At 59.1% G+C, this 20,026-nt stretch carries 16 protein-coding genes and 1 pseudogene; 10 read left to right on the top strand and 7 right to left on the bottom strand.

Annotation, left to right across the window (positions count from 1 at the left end):
* The first annotated feature begins 74 nt into the window (after positions 1-74).
* Positions 75-992, top strand: coding sequence for a transcriptional regulator FeaR (gene feaR, locus ACRC4F_RS11325; protein WP_438659397.1), 918 nt, complete (start codon positions 75-77; stop codon positions 990-992).
* A 182-nt stretch (positions 993-1,174) separates the two neighbouring features.
* On the opposite strand, the gene ACRC4F_RS11320 is transcribed toward feaR, so the two are convergent.
* Positions 1,175-1,804, bottom strand: coding sequence for a response regulator transcription factor (locus ACRC4F_RS11320; RefSeq protein ID WP_438659396.1), 630 nt, complete (start codon positions 1,802-1,804; stop codon positions 1,175-1,177).
* A gap of 260 nt (positions 1,805-2,064) precedes the next feature.
* Here ACRC4F_RS11320 and hpaC point away from each other — a divergent pair, with 260 nt between their 5' ends.
* Together hpaC and ACRC4F_RS11310 are read left to right on the top strand one after the other, a co-directional pair.
* Positions 2,065-2,577, top strand: a complete 513-nt coding sequence (gene hpaC / locus ACRC4F_RS11315; RefSeq protein WP_438659395.1) for a 4-hydroxyphenylacetate 3-monooxygenase, reductase component — start codon at positions 2,065-2,067, stop codon at positions 2,575-2,577.
* A 469-nt stretch (positions 2,578-3,046) separates the two neighbouring features.
* Entirely contained in the window at positions 3,047-3,409 is a 363-nt protein-coding gene (locus ACRC4F_RS11310) for a DUF6124 family protein (protein WP_438659394.1), read from the top strand.
* Between the two features lie 192 nt (positions 3,410-3,601).
* On the opposite strand, the gene ACRC4F_RS11305 is transcribed toward ACRC4F_RS11310, so the two are convergent.
* A complete protein-coding gene (locus tag ACRC4F_RS11305; protein ID WP_438659441.1) occupies positions 3,602-4,525 on the bottom strand; it encodes a hypothetical protein in 924 nt (307 codons plus the stop codon).
* A 454-nt stretch (positions 4,526-4,979) separates the two neighbouring features.
* Here ACRC4F_RS11305 and srmL point away from each other — a divergent pair, with 454 nt between their 5' ends.
* Complete coding sequence (gene srmL / locus ACRC4F_RS11300; protein ID WP_438659393.1) at positions 4,980-6,128, top strand: PheS-related mystery ligase SrmL; 1,149 nt, start codon at positions 4,980-4,982, stop codon at positions 6,126-6,128.
* Between the two features lie 133 nt (positions 6,129-6,261).
* On the opposite strand, the gene ACRC4F_RS11295 is transcribed toward srmL, so the two are convergent.
* The 3 genes and pseudogenes from ACRC4F_RS11295 to ACRC4F_RS11285 form a co-directional block, all read right to left on the bottom strand.
* A complete protein-coding gene (locus tag ACRC4F_RS11295) occupies positions 6,262-7,515 on the bottom strand; it encodes a methyl-accepting chemotaxis protein (RefSeq protein WP_438659440.1) in 1,254 nt (417 codons plus the stop codon).
* Positions 7,516-7,659: 144 nt separating this feature from the next.
* Positions 7,660-8,169, bottom strand: a pseudogene (locus ACRC4F_RS11290) (cache domain-containing protein); the annotation flags it as partial.
* Between the two features lie 442 nt (positions 8,170-8,611).
* Positions 8,612-9,934, bottom strand: a complete 1,323-nt coding sequence (locus ACRC4F_RS11285; RefSeq protein WP_438659392.1) for a hypothetical protein — start codon at positions 9,932-9,934, stop codon at positions 8,612-8,614.
* Between the two features lie 232 nt (positions 9,935-10,166).
* On the opposite strand from ACRC4F_RS11285, the gene ACRC4F_RS11280 reads away from it, so the two are divergent.
* The 5 genes from ACRC4F_RS11280 (at position 10,167) to ACRC4F_RS11260 (ending at position 16,292) form a co-directional block, all read left to right on the top strand.
* Entirely contained in the window at positions 10,167-10,556 is a 390-nt protein-coding gene (locus ACRC4F_RS11280; protein ID WP_438659391.1) for a c-type cytochrome, read from the top strand.
* A gap of 49 nt (positions 10,557-10,605) precedes the next feature.
* Positions 10,606-12,096, top strand: coding sequence for an aldehyde dehydrogenase family protein (locus ACRC4F_RS11275; RefSeq protein ID WP_438659390.1), 1,491 nt, complete (start codon positions 10,606-10,608; stop codon positions 12,094-12,096).
* A gap of 137 nt (positions 12,097-12,233) precedes the next feature.
* Positions 12,234-12,734, top strand: a complete 501-nt coding sequence (locus ACRC4F_RS11270) for a sigma-70 family RNA polymerase sigma factor (RefSeq protein WP_438659389.1) — start codon at positions 12,234-12,236, stop codon at positions 12,732-12,734.
* A gap of 40 nt (positions 12,735-12,774) precedes the next feature.
* A complete protein-coding gene (locus tag ACRC4F_RS11265; RefSeq protein WP_438659388.1) occupies positions 12,775-13,749 on the top strand; it encodes a FecR family protein in 975 nt (324 codons plus the stop codon).
* Between the two features lie 119 nt (positions 13,750-13,868).
* Positions 13,869-16,292 carry a TonB-dependent siderophore receptor gene (locus ACRC4F_RS11260; RefSeq protein ID WP_438659387.1) on the top strand — a complete coding sequence of 808 codons (2,424 nt, stop codon included), beginning with the start codon at positions 13,869-13,871 and terminating at the stop codon, positions 16,290-16,292.
* A gap of 383 nt (positions 16,293-16,675) precedes the next feature.
* On the opposite strand, the gene ACRC4F_RS11255 is transcribed toward ACRC4F_RS11260, so the two are convergent.
* On the bottom strand, positions 16,676-17,827 hold the full coding sequence (locus ACRC4F_RS11255; RefSeq protein ID WP_438659386.1) for an MFS transporter: 1,152 nt from the start codon (positions 17,825-17,827) through the stop codon (positions 16,676-16,678).
* Between the two features lie 275 nt (positions 17,828-18,102).
* Here ACRC4F_RS11255 and ACRC4F_RS11250 point away from each other — a divergent pair, with 275 nt between their 5' ends.
* The gene (locus tag ACRC4F_RS11250) at positions 18,103-19,254 is read left to right on the top strand and encodes an aromatic ring-hydroxylating oxygenase subunit alpha (protein WP_438659385.1); all 1,152 of its coding nucleotides are present in this window, start codon (positions 18,103-18,105) and stop codon (positions 19,252-19,254) included.
* Here the strand turns inward: ACRC4F_RS11250 and ACRC4F_RS11245 are convergent.
* Positions 19,241-19,897, bottom strand: a complete 657-nt coding sequence (locus tag ACRC4F_RS11245; RefSeq protein WP_438659384.1) for a carboxymuconolactone decarboxylase family protein — start codon at positions 19,895-19,897, stop codon at positions 19,241-19,243. The two genes, ACRC4F_RS11250 and ACRC4F_RS11245, sit on opposite strands and share 14 nt — an antisense overlap.
* Positions 19,898-20,026 lie beyond the last annotated feature (129 nt).

Raw genomic sequence — 20,026 nt, 5'->3', positions numbered from 1 at the left:
ACACCGGTATTCATCGAACCGCTCGGCGAAGCGGTCGAAAAATAACAATAAAACTGACGTGAGGCCTTGCGGTCATGATTACTTCTTCGGCAGTGCGCAATGATGCATTCGAAAGTTGGTTAAGCCAGGTCAATCAGGCCTGTGGGCGCTTCGATGCCCGCGCACTGGACGCGAATTTCTACGGTGATCTGGCGGAGTTCCGCAGCGGCGCGATCAACCTGAGCGTGGTCGACATGGCCCACGTGCATTTGTATCGCACCAGCAAAGATGTGAGCACCAGCAGCGACGGCCACTACTACGCGGTGTTTCAACTGAACGGCAGTTCGCAACTTGAACAGGGTGACAACCGCGCCCAATTGGGTTGCGGCGACATCGCCCTGATCGACGCCTGCCGCCCCAGTGACATGACCTACAACGAAGACTCCCGGCAACTGTCGCTGATTTTGCCGCGACAGGTGGTGGAGCGCGGTTCGCACTTCAACGCGGTCAACTGCGCTACGCGGATCCCGGCCAACACGCCATTGGCGGCGCTGGCCAACCGCATGGTCCTGGAAACCCGGCAGCAACACAGTCTGGACATGCAGGAAAGCGAAGCGGTGCTCGACGCGCTGGTCAGTCTGCTTTTGCCGGGCATCAGCGCCCGGGACGTCAGCGTAGATGCCCACGAGCGGCAATTTCGCAAAACCATCGCCTACATCGACGAGCACATCAGCAGCGAGGAACTGTGCCCCGAGTTGATTGCTCGCGAGGTGGGGATTTCGGTGCGCGGGCTGTACCGGATGTTCTCCAAGCGCGGGCTGGTGGTGGCGCAATACATCAAGCATCGACGCCTGGATTTCTGCGCCGAAAACCTGCGCCGCTCGGATGTCGAGCAGAAGCTTTCGGCCCTTTGCTACGCCTGGGGCTTCTCGGATTCCAGCTACTTTTCGTCGGCGTTCAAGTCACGCTTCGGCGTGTCGCCGGGGGAGTATCGCAAGCGCTACAGCCACTGATCGCGTGTGGGAGCGAGCCTGCTCGCGATGGCGGAGTGTCAGGCGCCTCGATGTTGAATGTGCTGGCCTCATCGCGAGCAGGCTCGCTCCCACAGTTGACCGAGTTGTCCGGGCGGACGCGGTCAAAATGTGGGAGCGAGCTTGCTCGCGATAGCGATCTGAAGTTCGCCGAAGATTAAGGATCAATGCCGCGCAGGCTCATCCACCGGCAAATGCAGCACTTCGCGCACCAGCATCGCAATGCTGCTCACGCCCATCTTTTCCTTGATCTTGGTCCGGTGAACATCCACGGTTTTCACGCTGATGTTCAGCTCCCGGGCAATGACTTTGCTGGCCTTGCCATCGATCACCAGCATCAACACTTCCCGTTCCCGACTGGTCAGCAGCGCGAGTTTGCCTTGCAGGTGCTGACGCTGTTGCTGCTCGGCCTGGGCCTGTACGGCGGTCTTCAGCGCCGCCTGTATGCGGTCGATCATCTGCTGCGGGTTGTAGGGCTTCTCGACGAAATCCAGCGCACCCTTCTTCATCGCCATGACCGACATCGGAATGTCGCCATGGGCCGAGACGAAAATGGTCGGCAAGGTGCTGCCACGCTGGTTGAGGATTTCCTGCAGTTGAAAGCCGCTGGTTTCCGGCATGCGCACATCCAGCACCAGACACGCCGGTTGTTTCGGGTCGTACTGGCTCAGGAACTCTTCAGCGCCGGCAAAGCATTGCGCCTGCACGCTGACCGACTCCAGCAACCAGGCGAGCGAGGTGCGCAGGTCTTTATCGTCATCGACGATGTAAACAATCGGTTTGCGGATTTCCATCAGGGACTGCCACGGGATTTTCTCATTATTGTTTTCGCACGCGGGAACGCTGCGGCGGACGTCGACGCCTATGTTGGCGCCTCAGAGCAGAATACCCATTGCGACGGGCCCTGACGATAAAGAAACCACCTAGTCGACTAGCGGAAAGCCCACCTCGCCATGGGGATCGTCAGAATGGTTGCGGGCCGCGCCGGGCCTTAGTCTTGTTCCATCACTTGGGGCCGCGCAACGACGGTCCTCCTGAAGGAAGGGGCACCGACATGGCCGACCTGAGCCAGCAGCAAATCGACTTTCGCAACGCCATGGCGCAGCTGCCTGCTGCGGTGAACATCATCACCACCAACGGCCCCGGCGGACGCTGCGGCATCACCGCCAGCGCTGTCTGTTCGGTGACCGACTCGCCGCCGACCGTGCTGGTCTGCGTCAACCGCAACAGCGCCACCCACGATGTGTTCCGCACCAACGGCCACCTGTGCGTCAACGTACTGTGCAGCGAACAGGAAGAGCTGGCCCGACACTTCGCCGGCATGACCCAGGTTCCGATGGCCGAACGATTTGCCTGGGACTTGTGGGACGACGGCGCCGCCGATGTACCGGTGCTGCGCGATGCCCTGGTGCAACTGGAAGGACGGATTACCGAGTGCAAGGAAGTGGGTTCGCACTCGGTGATGTTTGTCGAATTGTCGAAGGTTGGCGTGCGTGGGGCAGGGGATAGTCTGGTGTATTTCAATCGGTTATTTCATCGGGTTGAGCATGCGGGGGCGCATTGCTGAGAGACCGCGTTATCGTTCTTCGCGGGCAAGCCTCGCTCCTACAAAGGCGAGGCGAACTCACAATGTATGAACGACATAAACCTGTAGGAGCGAGGCTTGCCCGCGAAGGCGGTGCCTTTTCGGAGTACTTGTTTAAAGGTGTTTAAGGTTACTTCCTGAAAGCTACAACGCCTTGCGCCATTGCCTACGACTACGCCAGAATCCGCCGGCTTGTGCGCTTTGGACCTCCTCGGTAACTTGATCCCCGTCACTGATTCCCAGTGATCGGGTTTAGTAGCCCGAGGATTGATGAGAGCGACAGGCGTCTGTCAGACAGGTATTTCCATGCCTGTATTTGATGGTGGCTGTGCGCAGGGCGCCCTCGGGCGCGCCGGCTTTCTCATCTTTCCCCGGTCTACTAACCTGCGTACAGCCGCCACCCCTCGTATTAGTAGCGAGGCGTGGCAGCCCATAAAGGTTAAAGATGAATATGTTCAAGGCAACACCAAATCCGCCAGACACAGATCCGGCATCCCCCTACGAATCACTCGATTCCAAAAAGCTCCACGAAGCCGCCGAGCGCGCCCTCGACCACTACCTCAACCCCGACGCCCTCAAAACCCCGGTCGCCCGCAAACCGAGCACCATGTTCATGATCGCGCCGGACATCAAAGACGAAGACCTGCTGGCACACACCTGCGAATCACTGGCCTCGGCCAGCGTCATGACCAGCGATTTCGCCGCGCACCTGGAAGGGCCGCATCGGAATACGGCGATGGGGATTCAGCAGATCATCATGCAGGCGGAATTGGCGGTGAACCGGATGATGGATAACGTCGAAGTGCCGAAATAACCACCTGGAAACCGCGTCATCGTTCATCGCGGGCAAGCTCGCTCCCACATTAAACCGCGTCCGGCCGGACAACTCGGTCAACTGTGGGAGTGAGCCTGCTCGCGAAGACGATGTATGAGTCGACGCATCTTAGGCACTTGTTACAATAGGAGAAATAGAGCGAGATTTTTAATTGAGCGTGTTACTAAATTACTAGTGTTCTGGATGCACGCTTACCGCTGGACTAAGGAAGTCGATGTGATAACCGGACGACCCATCACCAATAGCTAAATGAACTCCGCTGATGCCTTCATTCATTTGTGAATTGATTTTGTAATCAATATTTGAAGCAATAACCTCGTTGACCCCGATTGCAAACTCCGTCAGCTTCAGCCCGCGGGAACCAGCCGCAAGATCCAGAAGCTTTACGTAGTCCTCGTTGTTTATTTGAAGTGAGGTGATGGTGTTGTCTTTAACTGATAAGAGTGCTCCTTCTTCCGATATTCGATCGCTCAGCCATTTAAGTGAGATTTTCAAACCCTCGGGGAGTATCGGGTTAGCCTTTCTAAGTACGGTCAGAATTCCCGCGATTTTTAATGTTCCGGTAAAAGAAAACGGACAGGGCTCTTGTGGGTTCATGTGTGCGTAATGAACTTCAAAGAACTCTGCTACGGACTGAACAAAATCGTGGGATACGTCTTCAGCAAGTAGTGCGTAAGGCTGGGCGTGTGAAAAAATTGAGACTTGCGCTTCGGCGTCGTTACCAGACAGAAAAAATTTGTCATTTGAATTGAGCATATGTAACACAGAACGCTGCGTGCTCAAGGCATGTTCAAAATTGCTGCTCAGCAAAAGCTTCAAGCTATAGAGAGCATTAGCTACGGTGGGCTCGAACACTTGAGCCGCGCAGAATACACTTTTCTTGCTTTCTGTGTTTTTTGCTAGCTCGAAAGTTTTTTTTGCAGCGTCGTTGCTAAAAGAAAACACAATACTATTTTTTGGTAATTTCTGTAGCCCAGAAATATTGGCCGTGTTGAATCCTAAGAGCGCACATTCTCTGAGGAAGTCCTCAGAGTCCGCGATGATGGATGGCTTCTCATGGCCGAAGAGTGTCGATATCTTATTCGGTGGTGGCATATAATCCTCCTGATTTTTTAATGCACGGCAAGAAAGCTTGCCGTGCATTAGAGCTATTTACTCTTCAGTGTGAGCCCAAGCCAACGGCGCCCACCCGAAATTCTCCGGGCCAGAAGTGATCCGGTTCAGCTTCTCTTTGACGATTTTTTTATTTTTCATTTGATCATCCTTTTTCATTGTTTTTGTTTTTTCTCCCCTAACCGCTAGGAGAGGACTAATTAATACAGATTATTTTGATGTGATAAATAGTTTGTTTGGGGTTTTTTAGAATCATTTTTGCTATGAGTGTTCCTGGGGTGTTCAAAGCGGTTATTTGTGTAAGTCCGGTCTGTAGTCTTGTTCTGAAAGTTTGGAATATTGCTTTTTTTAGTTGTGGTCAGTGATCTTGTGTCGTTAGGTTTATTTATGGGCTTGGTTTTTTAGCTCGATATTCAATTGTAGAGAGGGTTATATAGTGCATGCATCAAAGAAATATCTGACAGAGACGTCTGTTCATCAAGCCCTATTAATGGTTGATCTAACCGAATCAAACAATCCCGACCACTCTGTCCGGCTCCTGCTAACTGAAATCCTCCAAGGACTCGTTGAAAAAGGCTGGCCCCTACCGCAACTACAGACGGGGCCGCGGATTGTGTCCGCCGAAGAAAATTACGGATTACTCGGCTATGACTCGGCCGAGGTCACGCTCGGGAGTGAACACACCCGTTGGGTCGATGAGTACTCGCTGTTGAGAACACAAACCACCAGCCAGATTCCGGCAGCGCTTCAGCGAGCGGCTCAAGTGCGGCAAACGGGGCAAACGATCTTGCTGGCCGCGCCGGGTATCACTTTCCGTCGCGATAGTCGGGATCGTTGGCATTGCGCGGAACCGCATCAGATGGATATCTGGGTGCTGGGTGACCCGGAGCTGTCGACGCATGAACATCTGTTGCGTCTGGTCGGCGACATCCTCAAGTCCGCTGTTCCCGAAAAATCCTGGGTCTACAGCGACAGTCCGCATCACTACACAGAGGGCGGAATCGAAGTGAATGTATTGAATGACGGTGTTCCGGTTGAAGTGCTGGAGTGCGGTCGTATTGCTAGGTCTTTGCTGGAGCGCTTGAAAATTGATCCGTTGCGTCATGGAGGGCTGGCGTTAGGGATGGGGCTGGATCGCCTGACGATGTTGCGCAAAGGTATTCCGGATATTCGCTTGCTGCGTGATCAGAACGTGCGAGTGCAGGCGCAGATGCATGATCTGAATCCATGGTCCCCAGTATCACGTTTGCCGTCGATTGCTCGTGATATTTCGCTGGCAGTAACACCTGGGCTGAGCGAAGAGGTGCTGACCGAGAGAATGTTGCAGGCCGCTGGTGACTGTTCTGACTGGATCGAGGAGATGCAGGTCAAAGGGCGTTGGGAGTTATCGGATTTACCCGCGCAGGCAATTGACCGGTTAGGACTGCTGCCGGGCCAGGAGAATGTGCTTTTGCGCGTGGTGCTGCGTGATTGTTCCCGATCAATCACTACCGCTGAGGCGAACGCTTTGTATGCCGACATTCAGGCGGCGATGCATGAAGGGGCGCCGGGGGCGGGTTATCGAATGGATCTGCCAAAAGCCTGAAACTGACCTGCTCGTGTATTCATTGATGCACCGCGTCATCGTTCATCGCGAGCAAGCTCGCTCCCACAGTGGAATGCGGTTAACTGTGGGAGCGAGCTTGCTCGCGAAGGCGATCGATCAAGCAACACTCATCTCAAATCCTGAAACTCCCCACCAACTGATTCAACCGATCCGCCTGCCTTTCCAGCTCCGTACACGCCTGCAACGTCGACTGCAGATTCTCCACCCCTTGCTGATTCAGGGTGTTGATCTCGGTAATGTCGACATTCAACGCTTCCACCACCGTCGTCTGTTCCTCTGTCGCCGCCGCCACAGACTGGTTGACGTTATCAATCTCGCCAATGCGCGCCGTCACGCTGCTCAGCCGTTTACCGGCGAGGTTGGCGATGCTGACGCTTTCCTCGCTGTGCTGCTGGCTTTCGGTCATGGTGGTCACCGATTCGCGCGCGCCGATTTGCAGCTCTTCAATCATCTGCTGGATCTCGGCTGCCGATGTTTGCGTGCGCCCGGCGAGGCTGCGTACTTCATCGGCGACCACCGCAAATCCACGGCCTGCTTCACCCGCGCGAGCGGCTTCGATGGCGGCGTTGAGCGCCAGCAAGTTGGTCTGCTGCGAGATGCCTTTGATGACTTCGAGGATCTGCCCGATGTTCACGGTTTTGCTGTTGAGCACTTCGATGTTGACGCACGAGGTGCTGATTTTGCCGGACAGTTCGTGCATCACCTGGATCGTGCGCTCCACCACCTGACGCCCGTCTTCGGCTTGTTGCCGCGCGGCAGACGCCTGTTGTGACGCGTCGGAGGCATTGTTTGCGATCTCTTGTGCGGCGGCGCCCAGTTGGTTGATCGCGGCGGCGACGCTGTTGGTGCGGGTCGATTGCTCGTCGAAGTTGCTCAGCGACGCGTTGGAGGCGAGCAGCACGCGCTTGGCCCCTTCATTGACGCCGAGCGCTGCCGACGACACTTCGCGGATCGAGTGATGGATGCGCTCGACGAAGCGGTTGAACGCAGTCGCCAGTTGGCCGATTTCATCCCGCGATTGCACGGCCAAGCGTCGGGTCAAATCGCCTTCGCCGAGGGAAATATCTTCCATGACCCGCGTCAGCACTTGCAGCGGCCGAGTGATGCGAAACGCCGTGTACCAGATCAGCAGCAAACCGAGCAGGGCCGAGCCACCGCCCAACAACAATTCGAGCGCGGTGCTTTGCACACCTTGCGCATCGAGCTCTTTTTGCAGCGTGGTCACTGGCGCGAGCAACACGTCTTGCGGCACGCCGACCAATACGCCCCAGGGTGCCGCGCCGGCAATCGGGGCCAGCGGTTCGAGGACTTTGATCTGTTGCTGATCGACGAACACTTTGGGTTGGCCCTGGCGCAAGGTGTCCATGACCTCGGCATTCTCCAGCGGTTGACCGAGGCGGCTGACGTCCTGGCTGTTGGCGGAAATCACCCCGCGCGGGCTGACGATGCTGATCTGGCCATGACCGTCGAACAGTTGGCGGGCGCTGGCTTCGCTGTTCTGTTGCAGGGCAGCGAGATTGATGTCGAGGCCGACCACGGCAATGACTTTGCCGTTGTCCATCAGCGGGAAGGCGATGCTGGTCACCAGTTTGCGGCTACCGGAAGCTTCGTCGAAATATGGCTCCAGTACGCAAGCCTGACGGGTATCGCGGGCGCAGGTGTAGAAGGCGTTATACGGCGCGCCGCTGGGACCGGGCGAGGTGTTGGCCAGCAGCGCTTCGTCGCCGATCACCGCTTGCAGTTCGCCGGGTTTGCTCTGCACCCAATACAGGGAAAAGCGTCCGGTTTCGTTGCTGCCCACAACGGCTTGGTCGACAAAACTGGCGTCGGCACCGTCGAGGGCGTCGGGTTCGAAAATGACGTAAAGCCCGAGCAGGTCGGGCTTGTCGATCAGGGCTTGATGAAGCTGGGTGCTCAGCTCCTGGCGCAATTGTGGGCGGGTCAATTTGCCCTGCTGTTGCAGCTGCCTCAGGTACAGCAAATAGCGCGACAACCCTTGGCCATATTCGTGAGTCTGCATGAAGGTGCGCTGCACCTGCATCGCCTGTACTTTGCCCAGCGCCTGCATGTGTTCCTTGGCCGCGTTGGCGAGCATCTCGCTGCTGGCGTGAGCCACTTGTTGGCTGCTTTGATGGGTCTGATAAAGCGACAAGCCCATCAGCAAACCCACTACCAGCAACAGGCAGAGGCCGGCGAGCAGGGCGATCTTGCTCTGGATCGTCAGGAATTTTGAGTGCATTGGAAACTCCGTTTCCGTTGAAAGGCAATGTCTGCCAAAACGCGATCCCTGTAGCAGCTAACGAAACCCTGTGGGAGAGAACCTCTGTGGCGAGGGGATTTATCCCCGTTGGGTCGCGGAGCGGCCCCCGAAAATGGGACTGCTGCGCAGTCCAACGGGGATAAATCCCCTCGCCACAGAGGCTCACTCCCACAGCGGCTACAAGGACCGCGTCGGACAAAACTCAGAACGTGGTGGCAAACACCACTTGGCTGTAGAGGTTTTTGTCGTTGTTGCCCAGTTGGGTGCCACCCTGATCGGCGCTCTTGTCCGGCTGGTACAGGCCGATCAGCGGCATCACCGTCAGGTGCTCGTTGACGTGCCATTCGGCGTACAGGTCGACCTCGTGGCCATCGGTGTTGCCGAGGTTGCGGTCGATGGTGTCGAAGTTGAAATACATCGCGCCGACGCTGAGGTTTTCCAGTGGCGAGACTTTCAGCGTGACGTTCTGGATGCGCGAGTTGTTGTTGAACGGGCCGGCGTAGTTGCCCGCCACTTCACCTTGGAACCAGGTGCCAAAACCACGACTGAAACCGTAGAACAGCGTGTCGTAACCTTCCGAGAAGCGGCTGTAGCGGTAGCTGACATACGGCGTCCAGGGCACGTCGGCGAAGGTCCAGCCGGCTTCCAGGTACCAGGCGTCTTCGGTGGAGGTGTGCGGTTTGTCTTGCGTGGCGTATTCACCCGAGAGGAACAGGTTTTTCACCCCGGCATTGCCCGTCGCGCGCAGGCTGTAGGTCTTCATGCCGTCGCGTTCGAGCTGAATCGGCGAGGCGTATTGTTCATCGACATCTTTGGTGTCGATGTAGGTCAGGCCGACCGTGCCTGCTTCGGCCACGTGTTCGAGGGTGCCGACGTACATTTCGGTTTTCGCTTGCGCGCGGTTGTTCGACTTCAGCCACATCAGGTCGCTGCGCCAGCCTTCCTTGCCACCGAGGCGCAACACAGCGGTCTCGTCGAACGCTTTGCGCGCGGCCAGCCAGTAGGCGCCGCCACGGTTGAACTCGCCGTCGGCCAGGCCTTTGCCCAGGTTGAGCGCGTCGCCATTAATCAGGAAACCGTCGCCGACCACGATGTTCTGGCGGCCGAAGGACAGGTCGACGCCGTCCTCACCCAGCACGTCAAACAGCTTGCCCGAGCGCCAGCCGAGGTAGGCGTCTTCGAACTTGGTGGTGCGTTCCGAACCATCGCTGAAACCGGCGGCATCGCCGTCGCCCCAGGTGCCGGAACTGAGCAGGTTTGCCGCACCGTAAGCGGTGCCGACACCGGCCAGGCCTTTGTCGAAGCTCAGGCCGTATTTGATGTAGCCCTCGCGCCACGACGAAGAACCCTCGTCGAGACGGCCGGACAACGCATAGTTTTCCTGACTGTGGAAAATGCCGAATACCGCTTCCAGCGTGGCGTTCAGGTGACTGTCGTCATCGGCATAGAGTTCGTAGGCATTGGCCTGGGCGGCACTGATCAGCAGCGCGAGCGTCGAGAGACGAAGCAAGGGGGACTTGAGCATGGTGTGGCATCCATTCTTGTTCATGACCACAGGGTTGAGGTCTTTTTCGATACTACGGCCCGGAACTTTTTCGGCCTTTTGTGTGGTTGCCAAAGAGTTGCCTGTGCTTGCCAAAATGGACAGTTTGGCAGCCTTGCCAATACGACTGGCACGCAGGGCAAAACCTGCAGGGCACTGACCGCTGACAATCCGTATCAACGCTGGTCCATACGGATTTTCAAGGTCGTCTTCTATGTTCACTTCGCAGAAATTCTCCCTCATCGGTTTGATGTCACTGGCGTTGGCGCAAACCGTAGTCGCCGCCGACTGCGCGCCGGATCAGGGCCACGGCGCCCAGGTGTTCGCCAATGAATGCGGGGTTTGTCACTCGGTGAGCAAAGGTATGGCCGGCCTGATGGGGCCGAACCTGGCGGGCGTGGTCGGGCGCAAGTCCGGCTCGCTGGACGGCTTCAGCTATTCGCAGGCGATGCGCAGCAAAGACGTGACCTGGCAGGCCGAAACCATCACCCAGCTGATCACCCAACCCCAGGCCTATGTGCCCGGAACCTACATGCCCTACATGGGCATGGCCTCCGCAGATGATCGCCAGGCGGTCGTGTGCTTCCTCAAAGAACAACGCTAATCAGCCGGATTTTTCGGGCTGAACCACTCGTTTGAACGACAGGTGAATTATGAGCAACGTTGAAATTCTGCCGCAGGTCGCTGCCTTCCTCGACCGCCGCCATGGCTGCTTCATTGACGGCCAATGGGTACTGGCCGACGGCCCGACCATTGCCGTGGTCAACCCGGCCACCGGGCAAACCCTGTGCGAAACCCTGGACGCGCCGCTGGACGTGGTCGAACGCGCCGTGCAGTCGTCCCATAAAGCCTTCAAATCCGGCGTCTGGTCGGGTTTACGTCCGGCGGATCGCGAACGCATCCTCCTGAATTTCACTGCACTGGTTGAGGCGCATGCCGAAGAACTGGCGCAGTTGGAAACCCTGAGCCAGGGCAAGTCGATCAACATGGCCCGCGCGCTGGATCTGAACGCCACGGTGGAGTTCATGCGCTACATGTCTGGCTGGGCGACCAAGATCGAAGGGCAGACCTTTGACGTGTCGATCCCGCTGCCGCCGGGCGCCAAGTTCACCGCGTTCACCAAGCGTGAGCCGGTGGGTGTGGTGGTCGGCATCGTGCCGTGGAACTTCCCGCTGCTGATCGCTGCCTGGAAACTGATGCCGGCGCTGGCCACCGGTTGCACGGTGATCATCAAACCGGCGATGGAAACCCCGCTGACCGCCATGCGGCTGGCTGAGCTAGCCCTCGAAGCCGGCATTCCGGCGGGCGTGTTCAACGTCGTCACCGGTGGCGGCGCTTCAGTCGGCGGCGTGCTGACCGCGCATCCGCTGGTGAGCAAGGTGTCGTTCACCGGCTCCACCGCCGTGGGCAAAAGTGTCGGCGTGGCGTGCATGGAAAACATGACGCGCTTCTCGCTGGAGCTGGGCGGCAAAAACCCGATGATCGTGCTGGCCGATGCTGACATCAAAAAAGCGGTGCAGGGCGCAATCCTCGGTGGCCTGTTGAACAACGGCCAGGTCTGCGCGGCAGCGTCGCGCTTCTATGTGCATCGCTCGATCCACGATCAGTTCGTTGAAGCGCTGGCGGCGGCCGTCTCGGCGATGCCGATTGGCGCAGGCATGAATTGCGATGCGGCGATCAATCCGCTGGTGTCGCGCAAGCAACAACAAAGCGTCCTCAAACACATCGAACTGGCTCGCCGCGAAGGCGCTCGGGTGGTGTCGGGCGGTGAGTTGCTGGAAGGCGAGGGCTTCTATGTGCAGCCGACGATTCTGGCCGACATCGACCACAGCATGGCCGTGGCCCGCGAAGAAGTGTTCGGCCCGGTGCTGGGCGTGATGCCGTTCGACGACGAAGACGCGGTGATCGCCCTGGCCAACGACAATCGCTACGGCCTGGCCGCCAGCCTGTGGACCAATGACCTCGGCAAAGCGATGAACCTGGTGCCGCGCATCGAAGCCGGCACCGTGTGGGTCAACGCCCACGTGCTGCTTGACCCGGCCATGCCGTTTGGCGGCGTCAAGCAATCGGGCATGGGCCGCGAGTTTGGTCGCGCGGTGATCGAGGCGTATACCGAGTTGAAATCGGTGTGTATTGCGCACTGATCCAGAGGTTTACGACGGCCCCTGCAACGGGGGCCGTTGGCTTGACTGACTAACGGCGACGCGGGCGACGTGGAATGCATTGCTTCCGGTTAATAGGAAGCATTACTATTCACGCCCCGTCCCCACAGCACACCGCAATGACCCCCAAGTTGCCCCGCAGACACGGCTTTTTCGAGCATTACGAAGAGTTGGTTGGCACCTGGACCCGTCGCCTGAGAAATCGTCAGCAGGCCGAGGACCTGGCCCACGACACCTTCGTGCGGGTGCTTGAGTCCGATTCGTCGGCGGTGGAGCAACCTCGGGCGTATTTGCACCAGACCGCGCGCAACATCGCGGTGGATGGTTATCGGCGTGAGGACCGGCGGGGCGTCATGGAGTCGGAGGCGGTTGATCACAGTGCGTCGTCGTCCGGCGACCCGGAGCATTTCATGCATGCGATCCAGTTGGCTGATTCCATCGAACGGGCGCTCACCGAGCTGCCGGTCAACTGCCGCAAGGTGTTCGTCTGGCAGAAGATCGAAGGCCTGACGCAGGCGGAAATCGCCGAACGCCTGGGACTGTCCAAGAACATGGTGGAAAAGTATATGATCCGCACCTTGCGGCATCTGCGCGACCGCCTCGACGGACTGCACCCATGATCGGCCGCGCCTTCTCACCCCCAGCCAAACAGGAACTTCCATGATGGATACTCGTGATTGTGCGTGCGGGCAAACAACGGTTCGCGACGACGCGGCGCGGTGGTTTGTGCGTTTGCAGGAACCGGCCGTGGACGTCGGAGAGTACCGGCGTTTCGAAGACTGGCTGGCTGCACATCCTCAGCATCGCGACGAATTTCAACTGCTCCAGGGCCTGTGGTCGGCGGCTGATCTGCTGCCTGCCAAGCGTCTGCAAGCCCTGTGCGAAACCCCGCCGACCCAGCGTAAACGTCAGCCGCTGGTGCGTTACGCAGTGGCGGCCAGTGTGTTGGCCGTGGCGCTCGGGTTGGGATTGTTCAGCGGTTTGAATCACCCGGCGATCTACACGGCTGAATATTCCACGGCATTGGGCGAGCGTCGTCATGTGGCGTTGCCCGACGGTTCGGTGATCGACCTGAACAGCCGCAGCCGCGTTCAGGTGCGCTATGAAAAAGATCGTCGCGGCATCGAGCTGACTGAAGGCGAAGCGATGTTCAGCGTCGAGCACGACACAAGCCGGCCGTTTGTAGTCGAGGCGGGCAGCGGCAAGGTGACGGTCACCGGCACGCGCTTCGATGTGCGCCGCGACCTGACCGAAACCCGGGTGGCGGTGGAGCAGGGCACGGTCAAGGTTCAGGGGCAGGGGCCTGATGTCGTCAGCCTCACCGCCGGCCTCGGCACTCGTGTCGATGCCAAGGGCGCTGTTGCCGCCGCTTACGCGGTCAATCTGGCAGAACTGACCGCGTGGCGCAGCGGCAAACTGGTGTTCAACAACGCCAGCCTCAGCGAGGTCGCCGCCGAAGTCTCGCGCTACCGCGAGAAGCCGCTGACGGTCGGCAGCGACAAAGTGGGCAATCTGCGCCTGACCAGCGTGTTCAAATCCGATAACACCGACGCGCTGCTCAAGGCCTTGCCGAGCATCCTGCCGGTGGCCGTGCGGACCCTCGATGACGGCAGCCAGCAAATAATTTCCAATTAATTTCCTATTAATTTCCAAACCGATTCAGGTTTTTTTTGAGTTCTTCGTCTTCTTGTCCAACTGCAACTGGTTTGCATTAACAGCCGCACACTCTTGCGATCTACAGGACAATGTTCGACGTGAAGAAAACCACCGCTAAAAACAACAATTCCCCTTGGTTGCGGCTCGCGCTCGCCCTGGCTGTCAGTGCTGCGTTACCGCAGGCGTTCGCCGCCGACGGCATCCATATTCCCGCGCAGCCGTTGGGCCAGGCCTTGAGTGAGCTGGGTCAGCAAACGTCGCTGCAGGTTTTCTTCAGTCCTGAACTGGTGGCCGGCAAGCAAGCGCCAGCCGTCGACGGCGACCTCTCGCCGGAACAGGCCTTGCGCCAATTGCTGCAAGGCAGCGGCCTGCAATACCAGATTGATGAAGGCTCGGTGACTCTGACGCCGGCGCCGACTTCCGCCGGCGCCGGCCCGATCGAACTGGGCGTGACCGACATCAAGGTTGTCGGCGACTGGCTCGGCGATGCCGACGCGGCGGTGGTGCAGAACCATCCCGGCGCACGGACGGTGATCCGCCGTGAAGCCATGGTCGAGCAGGGCGCCATGAACGTCGGTGACGTGTTGAAGCGCGTACCCGGCGTGCAAGTGCAGGACGCCAACGGCACCGGCGGCAGCGACATTTCCCTGAACGTCGGCGTGCGCGGCCTGACCTCACGCCTGTCGCCACGCTCCACGGTGTTGATCGACGGCGTGCCGGCAGCCTTCGCGCCGTACGGTCAGCCACAGCTGTCCATGGCGCCGATTTCCTCCGGCAATCTGGACAGCATCGACGTGGTGCGCGGCGCCGGTTCCGTGCGTTATGGGCCGCAGAACGTCGGTGGCGTGATCAACTTCGTGACGCGCGCGATCCCGGAGAAAGCCACCGGTGAAATCGGCACCACCCTGGAGACTTCCCAGCACGGCGGCTGGAAGCACATCGACACGGCATTCCTCGGCGGCACCGCCGACAACGGCATCGGCGTGGCGCTGTTGTACTCGGGGGTGAACGGCAACGGTTACCGCGAGCGCAACAACGGCAATGACATCGACGATGTGATGCTCAAGACGCACTGGGCGCCGACCGATGTCGACGATTTCAGCCTCAACTTTCACTACTACGACGCCAGCGCCGACATGCCCGGCGGCCTGACACAGGCGCAGTACGACGCCAATCCGTTTCAGTCCGACCGCAACAACGACAACTTCACCGGGCGCCGCAAGGATGTCTCGTTCAAGTGGACGCGGCAGCTCGATGACCGCACCCAGGCCGAAGTGCTGACGTACTACACCGACAGCTTCCGTGGCAGCAACATCGCTGCCCGCGATCAGAAAACCCTGGGCTCGTTCCCGCGCACTTACTACACCGTCGGCATTGAGCCGCGGGTGTCCCGTGTGTTCGACGTCGGCCCGACCACCCAGGAAGTCAGCGTCGGTTATCGCTACCTCAAGGAAGCCATGCACGAGCAGGCAAGCCGCCTGGCGCTGGTCAACAACGAGCCGGTGATTCGTCCCGGTTCGGACGGGCATGTGTACCAGGACCGTACCGGTGGCACTGAAGCCAACTCGGTCTACATCGACAACAAAATCGATGTCGGTAACTGGACCATCACCCCTGGCATCCGCTTCGAACACATCAGCACCGACTGGCACGACCGCGCCGTGCTCGACACCGCCGGCAGACGCGTACCGGAGAAGAACCGCAGCATCGAAAGCAACGAGCCGCTGCCGGCCCTGAGCGTGATGTATCACCTGTCGGAAGAGTGGAAGCTGTTCGCCAACTACGAAACCTCGTTTGGCAGCCTGCAATATTTCCAACTGGGACAGGGCGGCGCGGGGGACGAACCGGCCAATGGCCTGGAACCGGAAAAGGCCAAGACCTATGAGGTGGGCACGCGCTACAACAATGAGGTGTGGGGCGGCGAGTTGACGGCGTTCTACATCGACTTCGATAAAGAGTTGCAGTACATCAGCAACGACGCGGGCTGGACCAACCTCGGCGCGACCACGCACCAGGGCATCGAGGCCTCGGTGCACTACAACATGGCGGCACTCGATCCACGACTCGACGGCCTGACCGCCAACGCCGGGTTCACTTACACCCGCGCCGTTTATGAGGGTGAAATTCCAGGCTTCAAGGGCCGTGACCTGCCGTTCTACTCGCGCCAGGTAGCGACCGCCGGCCTGCGCTACGACATCAACCGCTGGACCTACAACCTCGACGCGTTTGCCCAGTCCAAGCAGCGCTCACCGGGCGTTGCGGTCAACGCCGACGGCAGCTTCACCAACAACTACATCACCGAAGGCACCGCCGATGGTCAGTACGGCGACATTCCGGGATACGTGACCTGGAACGTTCGCGGTGGTTACGACTTTGGTTCGCAATTGTCGAACCTGAAAGTCGGCGCCGGGGTGAAAAACATCTTCGACAAGCAGTACTTCACCCGTTCCAGCGACAACAACTCGGGGATGTACGTCGGTGCGCCGCGCACGTTCTTTGTGCAGGCCAGCGTCGGGTTCTGATAGACCGGGGTGACCCCATCGCCAGCAGGCTGGCTCCCACATTGATCTCTGCCAAACACAGAATTTGTGTTCACTGAAGATCCCCCGTGGGAGCCAGCCTGCTGGCGATGACGGCTTCACAGTCGACAATGCTGGTGCCTGACACAGCGCTATCGCCGGCAGGCTGGCTCCCACATTGATCTCTGCCAAACACAAAATTTGTGTTCATTGAAGACCCCTGTGGGAGCCAGCCTGCTGGCGATGACGGCTTCACAGTCGACAATGCTGGTGCCTGACACAGCGCTATCGCCAGCAGGCTGGCTCCCACATTGATCTCTGCCAAACACAAAATTTGTGTTCACTGAAGATCCCCTGTGGGAGCCAGCCTGCTGGCGATAGCTTTATCAGACTTTCAACACCTTGCCGCCAATGGCCACCGCCACCAGCAACAGCGCCATCAACCCGAACGCAAAACTCAGACTGCTGCCATGGGCGATAAACCCGATCACCGCCGGGCCCGCGAGTATCCCTGCGTAGCCCAGAGTGGTGATGGCCGGCACCGCAATGTGCTCAGGCATGACCGTCTGTTTACCGACCGCGGTATACAGCACCGGTACGATATTCGAGCAACCCGCCCCCAGTAACGCATAACCGACGAGCGCCGCTCCCCAGGCTGGTGCGAACGTCGCCAGCGCCAAACCCGCCGCCGCTGTCACGCCACCGAATACCATCACCCGCGTCGCGCCCAGACGCCGGACAATCCGGTCCCCGGTCAGCCGCCCGGCGGTCATGGTCAGCGCAAACGCCGCATAACCCAACCCCGCATACGCCGTGTCGATCCCGCGTTCCTGCACCAGGAACACCGCGCTCCAGTCAAGCGCCGCGCCCTCGGCCAGGAACACGATGAAACACATGCCGCCGATAAACAGCACGATGCCATGGGGCACGGCAAACGCCGGTCCCGAGCTTTCGCTGCCGTAAGGCAACAGATGCGGCGCCGCTTTGAGCAAGGCCAGCACCAGCACGACAACCACCACCGCCATCGCCCCCAGCGGTGACAGACCCAGGCCGAGCAGGGCGCTGACACCCGCCGCGCCGACAATCCCGCCGAGGCTGAACATCCCGTGGAACCCCGACATCATGTTCTTGCCGCTGGCGCGCTCGACGATTACCGCTTGCAGGTTCACCGTTGAATCCACCGTGCCCAGGCCCGCACCGAACAGGAACAGCGTGGCGATCAATGCCGGCACTGACGATACCGTCGCCAGTAACGGCAACGCCACGCAGATCAATAACGTTCCCCCGGTCGCCACTCGACGACAGCCGAAACGCGTGGACAAGAGGCCTGCCATCGGCATCGCCAGAATCGAGCCCACCCCCAGGCACAACAGCAACAACCCGAGCGTCCCTTCGTCGAGCCCGGCCCGTGCCTTGGCGTACGGCACCAGCGGCGCCCACGCGGCGATGCCAAGACCTGCGATAAAAAAGGCGATGCGGGTGGACATCTGCTCCAGGCGTCCGGGAACAAAGGTGGTTTGGGTATTAAGGCTGGTCATATCGATCCTTGGCAAAAAACGTCGCGTTTCCAAGGGACAGTGATCGACCGGTGAGGGTTCGATCAACACGTCCACGAGGATTTGCAGTCGGGCAGGGCACCATCGTTGCACAGCGTGACCCTTTGTCGCGAGCGCAGGTGCGGCTTTCCTCCGACCGGTATGCGCGGCCTACCTGTAAGTTCTGACAGTTTACAGCCCCCGTTTTTGCGAATAGAACGAAGCCTGTCGTTCAAGAGTCGTCAACGACTTTGCAATCAGGGCAGATTGGAGGCGATATGGACCATCCCACTCAGGTTTTACTCTTGAAGTCGCTGCTGACAATGATTGAGCAGCGTCAGACCAGCATGGCTGAGGCCATTTACTTGAACCCTGTCGAGTCGTACACCAGTCACGATCAACTGCAACGGGAACAACGGCACCTGTTTGACTCGCTACCGTTGATGATGGGGCTCGGCTCGCAATTGCCTTGCCCGGGTGACTACCTGACCGACGATTCAAGCGGTGTGCCGGTGCTGGTCGTGCGCGACGACGGGGGTTCGTTGAACGCGTTTATCAATGTTTGCCGGCATCGCGGCGCGCGGCTGCTGGACGGGGCTGGCAACATCGCGGGTGCGATGATCTGCCCGTATCACGGCTGGGCTTATGGCCTGGACGGGCGGTTGCAACGGCTGAACCCGCCCGGCAGTTTTGAAGGTTTGAGTTGCACCGAGCGCAACCTGACTCGCCTGAGTGTCGTGGAACAGCAGGGTCTGATCTGGGTGCACCCGACCCCGGGCGGGCAGATCAATGCAGCTGAATTACTCGGCCCGTTGGCCAGCGAGATCGGGGATTTCGGCTTTGAGCATTACTCACACTACGAAACGCGACGATTACGAAGGCGCTTCAACTGGAAAGTCGTGATTGATACGTTTCTGGAGAACTGGCACTTTTCCACCCTGCATCGGCAAACGGTGCTCCCGATCTTTATACCGGGCATCAGTCATTTCGAAGGTTGCGGAACGCACTTGCGGCTGATCATGCCGCGTCGCTCCATTGTCGAACTGTTCGATCAGCCGGAAGAACACTGGGACCTGCTGCGGCATTCAGCCATTATCTACGTGCTGTTTCCTAATACGCTGCTGGTCTGGCAGGGCGATCATCTGGAAGTGTGGCGGGTGTTTCCCGCGGGCCCGGGTCGCGTCGATCAATGCCTGATCGACGTGTCGCTGCATGTGCCTGCAGCACCCGCGTCGGCAAAAGAGAAAGCCTATTGGGACAAAAACATGACGCTGCTCATGGAGACCGTCGATGGCGAAGATTTTCGATTGGCCAGACAGTTGCAGAAAGGTTATGCCTCCAGCGCGCAACGCCACCTGACATTCGGAAAAAATGAGCCGGCACTGCACCATTTTCATCGTGCGATCCAGACTTCGATCAATGAGCAATAAAACGTGTCACCGAGACGACCTGCGTCCCTTCCACCTGAATGTGCAGAAGTGCCGCAGGAAGAGATTGCTCATCGTCGAAACATTCGACAATGACCGTGTTGGCCGTTGTCGCCTGAACCGAAAGGCGCAGTGAGCGACGCAACAGGCGTCTGATGGCGGCACTCAGGGGAATGGGCGATTTTCCCATGCGCACTTGCTCGCAAAACGCCAGTGCCACCTCGCGCGGTGCGGGTGGGGGCGGCGAAACCATTGCGGCTTCGTCAAACAGTCGGTTGAGCTGGTCGGCTGTGGCCACGGCCCTCGGGAACCCGGCGAAGGCTGAAGCTTGCAGTAGTATTCCCGTCAGCTCTGCCGGTGCGAGCCCCGAGGCCAGCCCCGTCTTGAAATGCACACTCAAGGGAGGCCCTACCATGCCTGCCGCGACAATTGCGGCAAACGACACCGCTTCACGCAGGCGAGGGTCCAGGTCAGTGCGATCATGCAAATGACCGTAAACCACACCGACCGCCAGCTCACCCAGGGCCGGAACCGTTCGGAAGAGTGCATCCAGACGGGCGCCTCCATCTGGCACCAGGTCGATAAAGGTTTTACGGCCTTCACGGTACAGCGTGGACATGGGCGATGTCGGGGGCTTGGTGTGCATGTCGTGTCCTCCTTTCATGCCTGAAATTCCCTGGTTGTTCATGACCTATTCAGAACGTGCCCCGCGTCACGACATCGGTATCGCTGGCAAAGCTGACGTTGGGGCCCGGCTGCCAACGCACGCCACCCG

Source organism: Pseudomonas sp., assembly GCF_051660785.1.
In the GTDB taxonomy this organism is placed as follows: domain Bacteria; phylum Pseudomonadota; class Gammaproteobacteria; order Pseudomonadales; family Pseudomonadaceae; genus Aquipseudomonas.
This window is presented reverse-complemented; position numbering and strand designations above follow the sequence as displayed.